This window comes from Martelella sp., assembly GCF_984369615.1.
On sequence record NZ_CFHTCS010000389.1, the window covers coordinates 1 to 3,863 of the forward strand.

Consider the following 3,863-nt stretch of genomic DNA (forward strand, 5'->3'; position numbering starts at 1 on the left):
CAGGCCGAAGAACGAGCCGACATCGCCGCGCCCGCCCGATGGCAGCCAGCCGAGATTGACGGCAAAGGCCATGACCAGCAGCATGCCGATCCAGAAGGTGGGGACGGAGAAGCCGAGAACCGACAGCGCCATGATCGCCTTGGCGGGGATGCTGTTCGGGCGGTAGCCCGCATAGATGCCGGCCGGAATGCCGATCAGGGTCGCGATCATCACGGCGACGAAGACCAGTTCGACAGTCGCCGGAAGTCTGGAGAAGACGAGCTTGATGACGGAAACGTTGTAGACCATCGACGTTCCGAGATCGCCATGGGCGACATTGGACAAGAAGGTCAGATATTGCTGCCAGAGCGGTTGGTCGAGGCCGTATTGCTCGATCAGCTTCTGGCGGATCGCCTGGGTCGCGCCGGGATCGATCATCACGTCGATCGGATTGCCGATCGCGTAGACGCCGAGAAAGACGATAATCGACATGGCGAAGATGACGACAACGGCCTGCAGAAACCGCTGGACAAGAAAACCAAGCATCCGAGCCTCTTGGAATTAAGCATGCGCATCTGCGCGACGCGCTGAATATCGCACGAACAGGATCATCCGGCATCCGGCCGGGCATCATTCGCCGATGAAGGGCTGCGGCCGAACCGGTCGCAGCCCGTGAACGCCCTGGCGCATGAGCGTTCGCGCAACGCCTTATTGGGCGGGCGTGATTTCGTAGGCGCGCGTTTCCTGGTCGACGCGCGGCGTGATGTCGAGCGTGTCGGCATCGGCGGCCCAGACGGTCTGCAGGATGACGGTCGGGATCAGGGCGCGGTCATCCATGGCGATGAAGGAGGCCTGCTCATAGAGCTCGCGGCGTTTGTCGGCGTCAAGCGTCTGCGTGCCTTCGTCGAAGACCTTGTCGAATTCCGGGTTGGAATAGCCGGTGCGGTTGAAGTTGCCGAAGCCCTTTTCCGCGTCCTTGGTGTGCGTCAGGGCGCCGTAGGTGTAGGCTGCCTCGCCCGTCAGCGTGCCCCAGGCCGACATGGTCATCGTGTATTCCTCGCGCGCTGCGGCCGGGAAGAAGACCGTGCCGTTCAGCGCCTGGGCGTTGACCTTCAGGCCAAGCCGGGCCCACATCTGCGCCAGCGCCTCGCAGACCACGGCATCGCCGGGAACGCGGTTGTTGGTGCAGGTGAAATCGATCTCGAAACCGTCCGGATAACCGGCTTCGGCCAGGAGCGCCTTGGCCTGTTCGAGGTCGTATTCGCGCGGGCCGAGCTCGTCGGTGTAGCCGAAGAAGCCCTCCGGCATGAGCTGGTTGGCCGGGTTGCCAAGACCTTCGAGCACGACATTGACGAGGACGTCGCGGTTGATCGCAAGGTCGAGCGCCTTTCTGACGCGCAGATCCTGCAGCGGGTTGCCGTCGACCGGCTTGCCGTTGACGGTGATCGGCTGCGGCTCCTCATCCTTCACGCTCGGCGCGATGTTGAGGATGTAGATCGAGTCGGAGATGAAGGTCTCCAGACTGTCGTCGTTCTGGAAGGCCAGATAGTCGGAGGCCGGAACGTAGTTGATCAGGTCGACATCGCCAGAGCGCAACGCCGCGACGCGGGCGGCATCATCCGGAATTTCGCGGCGAATGACCTTGTCCCAGGCCGGTTCCTCGCCCCAGTAGCCGTCGAAGCGCTCGAGCACGAGGTCGCCCTTGGGCTCCCAGGAGACGAACTTGTAGGGCCCGGTGCCGATCGCGGCCTCGCCGGAGTTGAACTCCTCGTTGCGGGCTTCCATGCCGGTCTCGGACGGCACGACGAAAAGACGGGTGAAGTCGTTGGGAAGGGCCGGCGCCGTGCCCTTGGTGTGGACGCGCAGCGTATAGTCGTCGACCACTTCGACGCTGTCGACATATTTGGTGTAGAGCGTCATCGGCATCGGGCCTGTGACTTCCGGAATGCGCTCGATCGAGAACTTGACGTCCTCGGCGGTGAAGTCCGAGCCGTCATGGAATTTCACGCCTTCGCGCAGCTTGAATTCCCAGGTCGTGTCGTCGATCGGCTCCCAGCTGACGGCAAGGCCGGGCTTCAGCTGCAGCTTGTCATCGACATCGACGACGGTGTCGTAGATGTGGCGGAGCGCTTCGGCCTGGCTGCCGAGCGTCGACCAGTGCGGGTCGATGGAATCGGGGCCGGCACGCAGGCCGATGATCAGGTCGTCGGCAAGTGCGGCCGGCGCGGCTGCCATCAGCGCGAGCGCGGTGACGGCGGAGCGAAGAAGGGCTTTGTTCATCAGGATTGTTCCCCTTTGTTTCAGATAATTGATACGATAGTCCCGGATTTTTGATACGGTCAACCCTGATTTGTCACAAAATTGATTTTGAAATCATAAAAACAGCGCTGTCAAAGGCTTGGCAGGCTTGGTGTTTTTGTTCATTATAACACTATGACAGACACACAGGTGCAATTCGATCAGGCAATGGATCGCATCATCGATGCCATTGATCGCTCATCTTCGGTTCCCGTTTCGGTGCAGCTGCGCGGAGCGCTGGAGTTCGGCATCGCCTCCGGCGAACTTCCGGCGGGAGGACGCATGCCGTCGGTACGCGCTCTGGCGGCAAGGCTCGGCATCTCGCCGGTCACGGTCAGTACCGTTTACGCAGCGCTCCGGGAGGTCGGGCATACGGAAGGGCGCGTCGGTTCCGGCACCTTCGTCAAGAGCATCTCGGTTCCCGGCAACCAGGCGCGCCTGCGCGAGCTCGACATGCGGATCGCCGATCTGGTGGAGCTTGGCCGCGACTGCGGCCTGTCGCCGAGCGAGCTTGCAACGCGCGTATCCATGGCCCCGAGCCGCCCCGACATGACGATGCGTCTTTTGATCGTCGGCAATTTCATCGAGGCGACCGAGGCCTATGCGGCGGCGCTGCGCCCGCTCCTTGCCCATGGCGACACGCTTTCGGTCGCGACCATGGACATGCTGAAGGAGATCGCCCCTGGCAGCGTCGACCTGGTGATCTCGCCGCGCAGCCTGCTGAAGCCGGCGCGCGATCATTTCGCCGATACGCCGATCACCGGCGTCACGCTGATACCGGACGAGGCCACGCGGGTGGCGCTTGCCTCGCTCGCGACCGATGCCGGGGTCGTCGGATATTCCTATTTCGACACTTTCGTGACGCTGATGAAAGCAGGCATCCGCCGTTTCGGCCCGCACATAACCGAACTTACCATGGTGGTGCGCGGCGAGCCGGGCGCTGAGGAGGCGATCGCCCGTGCCGACGTCCTCGTCTACGCGACCGGCGCCGAATACCTGCTCGAGACGCTGAGGTCCGACCAGCGCGCCTTCGAGTACCGGCACACGCCCGATATCCATTCCGTGCGGAAGGAACTGCTTCCGACGATCGAAGCCTACAGAACAAAAATCCTCAAGAAACGGAGGGGCAACGTTGAAAATATCCGAAAGCAACTGGTTTGAGATCGAGGCGTATCTGAAGACGGATGATCGCTGCGTCCTGCCGCTCGGCAGCACCGAGCAGCATGCCTGGCTCAGCCTTTCCGTCGACAGTATTCTTTCCGAGAAGGTCGCGGCCGATGCCGCCGAGCCGCTGGGCGTGCCGGTCTTTCCGGCCGTCGCCTACGGGCTGACGCCTTATTTCATGGCTTTTCCGGGGTCTGTAACCCTGAAGCTCTCGACCTATGCGGCGCTCGTTTCCGATATTCTCGACAGCCTTTATGCGACCGGCTTTCGTCGCATTCTGATCGTCAACGGCCATGGCGGCAACACGCCGGTCCAGCCGGCGACCATGGAGTGGATGGAACGCCATGACGGCGCGCGCTGCCGCTTTCATGACTGGTGGCGGGCGCCGAAGACGTTTGCGGCCGTGCGCGAGATCGATCCCG

4 protein-coding genes are annotated in these 3,863 nt (G+C 62.5%); 2 read left to right on the plus strand and 2 right to left on the minus strand.

Annotation, left to right across the window (positions count from 1 at the left end):
- Together AC5DC2_RS20825 and AC5DC2_RS20830 are read right to left on the minus strand one after the other, a co-directional pair.
- Positions 1–525 (minus strand): ABC transporter permease (locus AC5DC2_RS20825; protein ID WP_491699870.1); only part of this gene is annotated, 525 nt, incomplete at its 3' end.
- A 162-nt stretch (positions 526–687) separates the two neighbouring features.
- On the minus strand, positions 688–2,259 hold the full coding sequence (locus tag AC5DC2_RS20830) for an ABC transporter substrate-binding protein (protein WP_024706202.1): 1,572 nt from the start codon (positions 2,257–2,259) through the stop codon (positions 688–690).
- Positions 2,260–2,412: 153 nt separating this feature from the next.
- On the opposite strand from AC5DC2_RS20830, the gene AC5DC2_RS20835 reads away from it, so the two are divergent.
- Together AC5DC2_RS20835 and AC5DC2_RS20840 are read left to right on the plus strand one after the other, a co-directional pair.
- A complete protein-coding gene (locus AC5DC2_RS20835; RefSeq protein WP_491699871.1) occupies positions 2,413–3,438 on the plus strand; it encodes a GntR family transcriptional regulator in 1,026 nt (341 codons plus the stop codon).
- On the plus strand, positions 3,410–3,863 hold a 454-nt coding region (locus AC5DC2_RS20840), incomplete at its 3' end, for a creatininase family protein (RefSeq protein ID WP_491699872.1). The genes AC5DC2_RS20835 and AC5DC2_RS20840, both read left to right, overlap by 29 nt.